This is a genomic window from Fulvivirga marina, from assembly GCF_016775155.1.
In the GTDB taxonomy this organism is placed as follows: Bacteria; Bacteroidota; Bacteroidia; order Cytophagales; family Cyclobacteriaceae; genus Fulvivirga; species Fulvivirga marina.
The window spans coordinates 1-6,782 of the sequence record NZ_JAEUGD010000007.1 but is presented as its reverse complement, the minus strand read 5'-3'; the positions used below and the strand labels follow the sequence as shown (position 1 = coordinate 6,782).

Here is a 6,782-nt window from a genome sequence, read left to right as displayed (position 1 = left end):
ATAAACGTCCGAATTTTAATTACCTGGGCGAGCTGGCTGTTCTTAAAGCCGATTACAAAGCCGCGCTGAGCCATTATGATCAGGTGATAGCACTTTCCACCGCAGATAGTGAATTACTCTCTAAGGAAGTAACCAAGGCCCTCGACGCGCTGCAAAACCTAAGTACCAATACACCTACAAGTGCATCTGGCCTGGTGGTCCCTATGCGGAAGTATAGTATAATAAAGGATAAAAGAATCAAATTATTGGAGGAGCAAAAGAAGCTCATAGAATCTTGGTATATTCAGGAGGACGTAGATAAGGCGGAGCTGGAAATTGCCCAAATAAAAGAATCAGAGAAGTATAAGAAGGATATAGCCCGAAGAGATGGGCAAATGCAATTCTGGTATGGTGTAATAGTTACCCTTTTGGTGTTAATGATTGTAGTGGTTATTGTTTACTCCAATAAATTACGAAAGCTGACAAAGTATAAAGTAAAGTATACTAAATCAGTAGAACTAATAAGAGAATTGAATTTGCTCAGTGAAAGTACTGACAGCGCATAAAACGTGATATGCTGAGGTTGGATTACATACAAGCCTAAATAGGTGGAGTATGTAAATTTTAATACAATTAAAGGTAGCTGTTATCGGCTACCTTTTTTTATTCCTTTAAGGACACTATTAAACGATTTCAATATTGCCTCATACGTTTTCACTAATGTACCTTTCTTTTCCAGTTCCTCTTCACATTTACGATAAAGCCTGCACTTCTTTTTTGGCGTTAAGCAATGCACCTAATATTTTGTTGGCGGCCTCTTTAGGGTTTGTTGTAGCAAGCTCCGGGTAATCTGCAACCTGGGTGCCAATTTGGTTTTATCAGTTCTCTTTAATTCATTCGCCCTGAAAAATAGTTCATCCGTAGTAATACCAAAAATTTGCGCCAGTGCCGGTACATAGTTAATGGATAATTTTCTAAGAGAGTTTCAAATCTGGATATGGCATGCTTACCACATGTTTCACCTGTCAATTCCTTAATTTTTTGGCAAGTTCCTCTTGAGATATCTTTTTTTTGCACGGAAATAGTAAACTCCGTTGCTATAGCTGCATACATTGTATTAATGTTCATTGGGACTGCTATTATAGAAAACGTAGGACTGACCAAGTTACTGGATATAGCAAAATTGATTACCCTGTATTTAACAACATGTATAAAGTCAAATAGCAAGTAAAGAATTAGAAGGTCGTAGATATCGTTTGAGGAGCTTGACCTGCCTCATCTTTTAAAAATTGAACGTCATAAGGTTCGAATTACACAAAGGGGCTGAATCATAAAAAGCGCAAAAACACTTCAAATTTGAAATGTTTTTACGCTTGTGGGAGTAAATGGACAAAATTCGAACCTTTTTATTAAGGATTTAGAAGCGATTAGTGATTTTTTCAAATACATTTTGTAAATGTAACAAAGAGATCGAAGGCCGTTCAGTTTTCAATGTTATTCTGAACCAGAAACTAAAAATACCCAAATTCAGGTATTGACAAAGCCATTCAGCATTGACTATTTTTAAATTTCGCTCACAAAGAGATGACTTTCGGAAAGTAGATCGTAGTTGGGAAAGTTTTAGATGCAGTTGTTCAGCGAAGTGGATATTTTAAAGTGTGTGCTATGGTTTGTAAATGTTTTTATCCATTAATTATTTGATATACAGACTTCTAGAAGCAACTAGCTATAGGAAATATAACAAACATGATACTTACTGTTTGGAACTACTAATTTCAAATGGTACTGCTTAAGAATTATTAAATATTGATACTACTTTTTATTTGCACTTAAATAGTAATGACATTGACACTTTATCGATTTCATTTGTAAGCTGACGGAACCTGAGTTAAAGGGGCAATTAAACGGTAGCCTATCTATATCTACTAATGACACCAGATTTCAGGGAGTTTTAGAAGCATTAGAAGAAGAAAAGAAATTGTTAAAAGGGCACCAATTCCGTAAGAATTTAATGATTGGGGCAATGCTTATTGTATAATGACCCGGTTGATTTGGGTTTAGGTTGATGGGTCAAGGGGAGTGTTGGTAGTGACACTTCCCAAATTTTCCCAATGTGTCTAAAAATAAGAATTAAATACAATAATACCATATAAATGTGTTTGAGTTCGCAGTAATCCAGGAGAGAATGCACGTTGTCTCCCCCTGGGTACCTTTTTAACCTTTTAAACTATGGAACGAAAGAAAGCCAGTTGGGAAGAATCAATTGAACGCTATAAACAACTTCTTGAGGAAGTAAAAGACCTGATCCGCCATAATACTCTACTGGCGGAATACTATGAAATTACCAACAAGAGGTTTGCGTATCTCATTTATGAACATAATCTTTATGAGATTATGGCCGAGGCCCATAAATTGAAGGATTACGAGAGGAACTTTCAATTTATGTACTTTAACCTGAAAAGACAGGTAGAAAAGTTAAATCATGTTCAACAAGAGTTAACAGATCTGCTAATCAAAGACCCTTCAAATTGTCCGGATAACTGACGTATATCACGACCAATACGTTTACTACCTGCTTGAGGACGGAAATGTAGCCGTATTTAATAACCAGTTAAAAATGGTCCGCCTTTAGTACTCAAAGAGTATAAAAAATGATTGATCAGTTGCCTCAATTTGAAACTAAACAACAACATAAATAACTTACAAACAACGTAGGGACTTTGTGAGCAACTCTAGTGTATTTACCAGAAGTTCATTAATTACCTCTTTATCCAGCAATCTCAGCTGCCCTATTAAGAGCTTTCAACATATCTGAAAGAGTCAAACATTATGTTACACTCAACATCAAGACAAATCGAAGTTGATTTTAACCAGAAAATGAGCCTTGTAAACCGGAATAGGTATTTCTTAAACCTTTAAAAAGCAGCCTTACAGAGGTAAATATAAGTGTATCGACCTAATGCTTCTGGGGCTTGTTGGTAATTGAACTAACAATAAGACAGCTATCAGTTGAAAATATTGGGATATTTCACTATATAGTATATATCTGAATCACATAAGTATGAAGGAGGTCTTATGGGTGTTATCTTGGGCCAAGACTTCCTTCTGCTTTAACTGGAACGGGTTATATAATTTTAGAATTTTATCTGGCATTTCTGGTTACCTAATTTATCTATTTCCAGATATATCGATTTGAAGGGAGTCGTTCCATGTTTGGGCTTCCTTCTTTTTTTGTTTTTATTTAGCTAAGTGGCGTTAATATCTATGATATTCACCTCTGTAAATCCGGGTCGACAAAATACCCCCTTTCTATTCCCAGGTCCTTGAATCTATGTATTCCTCAGCTTTTGCGAATGCAGCCTCTACGGTGGGAAAAAGCATTTTTTCATTTTTATTACAGTTAATAACCAAGCTACCAACCTTTACACCATCATTATGCATGGTTATAAATGCATTATATTGGCTGTTGTCACTCTTAGACGGTTCTACACTAATTGTGAACCTGTAGCTATTGCGCCAAATAATCTCCATATTTATTGTACTCGCCATAGTATTGAATTTAACATGGTTCATATTAAAAAACAAGAAATAATATTGGGTAAGTTTAATGGGCAACTGATTCTCTTTTTTGCTCAGTATTTAATCCTTCATTTGATCCCACAAGAGAGCAGAAGCATGGAGCTTAATAATGCTATAAGTACTTTTTTCATCGCTTACTTTTTAGCTAAATTGAGCAAAAGGCTACTCAAAAAAATTGATGTATGATAAGAAACACTTATTGAAGGATTTCTTTTCTGATTCTACTGAGATCAAAGTGGTCCATCAGATGAGTAAGTTCAGGTATGATAGTCCTAAAATAATGGAAGGAGCTAAAAGACAGAGGCTGGAAAGTCTGTCGGCTAAAATAGCAAGGCTTATGTGATTAAAAGGGGTCAGAAGTATAACTTGTAATAGTTCAGAGGAACTACTACTGAGTCCAAGCATGACTTACTAGTGACTGAAAATCATTTAAGCTAGGATTTTAGAGCTAATCTGTCAGCACAAAAATGGATATCAGATATTACCCATATATCTACCCCGCAAGGATGGTTGTATTTAACAATTATTATGGATCTGTATGACCAAGAAATTATTGGATAGTCCCTCTTTTCACCCTATAAACAGGTTTACAAAATCTGATAGTAATTTTCTCATTTTCCATCTCTGGGTTGCCTTTGCAAAAATGATAACCCTTTTTCTGTTACGCTAAACTCATAGCACTTCTTTCCTGTATATTTGATTTCTATGAACCCGTGTTCCTCGCAGTAATTAATGGTATCAAGAGCAGCTTTAGAAGCATCAGATAGCTTCGATGCAGGGACTAAAACATAGCCCAAGGGATTGCTTATATCTCCAGTAGAAGATTGAACTAGCTCTATTAATTCTATGACGGTTAAACCCTGTTTTAAGGGAGTCGATAAGCTGATCATGGCCGCGAATATAGACCAAATATTAAAATGATGTAGTTGGTCTGGCACAAGTCTATACAGAAGCATGTTTCATTCTTGGTGACAGTGATAAAACCTTCCTATTGCTTACTCATATTTCTTCAATGCATTTTTAATCATCGAAAGGTTATCCTAATCTGATTTTGTAAGCAAGCCTAAAATATCTTTCGTCCGGTTTTTTCGTTTCTCATCAGTATTGTAAAAATGAAACAAGTTAAAGTATGCCTGATAAAATTCTGAGCTAAAACCATAGTTATGCTTGGCAAAAACGACATTTTTAAGAATCGATAAATCTTCCTCGTTTAATTTGTTCAAATCCTCCATCAACACCACTTCGTTCAAATTGAGGCAACTGGTCAATCATTTTTTTATACTCTTTGAGTACGAAATTATATTCTTCTGTTTCAGGAAGAATCTCAGGGATAAAAACACGATTCAAACTGGTAAGCCACTTAAGGGCCTTTTGATGGCGGACCATTTTTAACTTGTTATTAAATACGGCTACATTTCCGCCCTGAAGCAGGTAGTAAACGTATTGGTCGTGGTATATCTTGATTTTACTCATAATGTCAGTTATCCGGACAATTTGAAGGGTCTTTGATTAGCAAATCTGTTAACTCTTGTTGAAGATGATATAACAGTTCTACCTGTCCCTTCAGGCTAAAGTGCATAAATTGAAAGTTCCTCTCGTAATCCTTCAATTTATTGGACTCGTCCATAATCTCATAAAGATTATGTTCATAAATGAGATACGCAAACCTCTTGTTGGTAATTTTATAGTATTCCGCCAGTATCGTATTATGGTGGATCAGGTCTTTTACTTCCTCAAGAAGTTGTTTATAGCGTTCAATTGATTCTTCCCAACTGGCTTTCTTTCTTTCCATAGTTTAAAAGGTTAAAAAGGCATCCAAGGGTAGACAACGTGCATTCCCTTCCTGGATGACCGAAAAATCAAACACATTATATGGTATTGTTATTTTAATTCTTCTTTTTTAGACACGTTGGGGAAGTTTGGGAGGTGCCACTACCTACACCCCCCATGACCCGTCAACCAACCCAAATCAACCGGGTCATTATACAATAGGCATTGTCTCAATCATTAAATTATTACGGAATTGATAATAGGCTTTTTCCCTTTTTAACAATTTCTTTTCTTCTTCTAATGCTTCTAAAACCTCCTGAAATCTTGTGCCATAAGTAGATAGACTACCGTTTAATTCCTCCTTTAACTCGGGTTCCTTCAGCTTACAAATGAAATCGACATTTGCTTCAAAAAGCTTCTGCGTTATGGCTTCCATTTTCATGGTAAGAATATCCATACATCGAATGACTGTTTGATAATCTTCTACAGTAAACTTATTTTTAAATTGATTACTGCTCATTAGGGTGAACTGTTTTAATATCTCTTATTTAGCTCCTTTGCGCTATACCGCTTAGAAATAGATTTCTAAAATGGATTTCAGGCTCATGACAATTCTTGTGCTTTTATTATATTTGTTACCTGTTAACAAGAAAAAACACAATCATAGTTGACCAAATTGGCAACTTTTTCAAAAGTATGAATTTTAATACAATATACGCAACTATAGCAGCGAAAATTTCTTATTTTCGTGCCCAAAAAAAGATATCTCAAGAGGAACTTGCCCAAAAAATTCAGGAATTGACTGGTGAAACATGTGGTAAGCATGCCATATCCAGGTTTGAAAACTCTCGCAGAAAATTACCCATCAACTATGTACCGGCACTGGCGCAAATTTTTGGTATTACCACGGATGAACTATTTTTCAGTGCGAATGAATTAAAGAGAACTGATAAAGACCAAATTGGTACCCAGGTTGCAGATTACCGGGAGCTTGCTACAACTAACCCTAAAGAGGCGGCCAGCAAAGCATTAGAAGCATTGCTTAACGCCAAAAAAGAAGTGCAGGCTTTAAAAGAGCAGCTTCGTAAATGTAAAGAGGAACTGGAAAAGAAAAGCACAAAGATGAAAAAATATAAGGAAATAGCGAAATCGTTGAGCAAACTAAGTAAAGATTAACAAAATAGATATCCAAACTACCTCTAATTGTATTATCACGTTATTATCACAATATCTTTCATTGAAAATCTTTTCATTTTAATTACTTCTATGAATTTAGTAGCTGCACTTCAAAATAACGCCCAACGGTAAATTGTATGAATAACGGCAGATTGTATGAATAACGGCAGATTGCGTAATGAAGCCTTACTAGAAAAAGCACTAAAAAAACGAGGCCGTCTCAAAAGTCATTTTGGGACGGTTTTCTTTTTCAACAGATTTAGATGTTTTTAGAATTG

Annotated in this window: 10 protein-coding genes; 4 read left to right on the top strand and 6 right to left on the bottom strand. The window is 35.5% G+C overall.

The window, feature by feature from the left end:
- Together JMN32_RS03575 and JMN32_RS03570 are read left to right on the top strand one after the other, a co-directional pair.
- Positions 1-545, top strand: a 545-nt coding sequence (locus JMN32_RS03575; RefSeq protein WP_202854919.1) for a hypothetical protein, incomplete at its 5' end; no start/stop codon positions are given.
- Between the two features lie 1,663 nt (positions 546-2,208).
- On the top strand, positions 2,209-2,523 hold the full coding sequence (locus JMN32_RS03570; protein WP_202854918.1) for a hypothetical protein: 315 nt from the start codon (positions 2,209-2,211) through the stop codon (positions 2,521-2,523).
- A 765-nt stretch (positions 2,524-3,288) separates the two neighbouring features.
- On the opposite strand, the gene JMN32_RS03565 is transcribed toward JMN32_RS03570, so the two are convergent.
- Complete coding sequence (locus JMN32_RS03565; protein ID WP_202854901.1) at positions 3,289-3,528, bottom strand: hypothetical protein; 240 nt, start codon at positions 3,526-3,528, stop codon at positions 3,289-3,291.
- A 208-nt stretch (positions 3,529-3,736) separates the two neighbouring features.
- Between JMN32_RS03565 and JMN32_RS03560 the strand changes: the two genes are divergently transcribed.
- Complete coding sequence (locus JMN32_RS03560; RefSeq protein ID WP_202854917.1) at positions 3,737-3,901, top strand: hypothetical protein; 165 nt, start codon at positions 3,737-3,739, stop codon at positions 3,899-3,901.
- A 268-nt stretch (positions 3,902-4,169) separates the two neighbouring features.
- Here the strand turns inward: JMN32_RS03560 and JMN32_RS03555 are convergent, their stop codons facing one another.
- From JMN32_RS03555 to JMN32_RS03535, 5 genes are all read right to left on the bottom strand, one after another.
- Positions 4,170-4,448, bottom strand: a complete 279-nt coding sequence (locus JMN32_RS03555; protein WP_202854916.1) for a hypothetical protein — start codon at positions 4,446-4,448, stop codon at positions 4,170-4,172.
- A gap of 150 nt (positions 4,449-4,598) precedes the next feature.
- Positions 4,599-4,790 (bottom strand): YARHG domain-containing protein, encoded by a 192-nt coding sequence (locus tag JMN32_RS27680; RefSeq protein WP_202854915.1) that lies wholly within the window; start codon positions 4,788-4,790, stop codon positions 4,599-4,601.
- Complete coding sequence (locus tag JMN32_RS03545) at positions 4,744-5,031, bottom strand: hypothetical protein (protein WP_202854914.1); 288 nt, start codon at positions 5,029-5,031, stop codon at positions 4,744-4,746. The genes JMN32_RS27680 and JMN32_RS03545 overlap by 47 nt, the downstream gene beginning before the upstream one ends.
- Before the next feature lie 4 nt (positions 5,032-5,035).
- Positions 5,036-5,350, bottom strand: coding sequence for a hypothetical protein (locus JMN32_RS03540; RefSeq protein ID WP_202854913.1), 315 nt, complete (start codon positions 5,348-5,350; stop codon positions 5,036-5,038).
- A gap of 189 nt (positions 5,351-5,539) precedes the next feature.
- Positions 5,540-5,848, bottom strand: a complete 309-nt coding sequence (locus JMN32_RS03535) for a hypothetical protein (protein ID WP_202854912.1) — start codon at positions 5,846-5,848, stop codon at positions 5,540-5,542.
- A gap of 176 nt (positions 5,849-6,024) precedes the next feature.
- Between JMN32_RS03535 and JMN32_RS03530 the strand changes: the two genes are divergently transcribed.
- Positions 6,025-6,504, top strand: a complete 480-nt coding sequence (locus tag JMN32_RS03530) for a helix-turn-helix domain-containing protein (protein ID WP_202854911.1) — start codon at positions 6,025-6,027, stop codon at positions 6,502-6,504.
- The last annotated feature ends 278 nt before the right edge of the window (positions 6,505-6,782 follow it).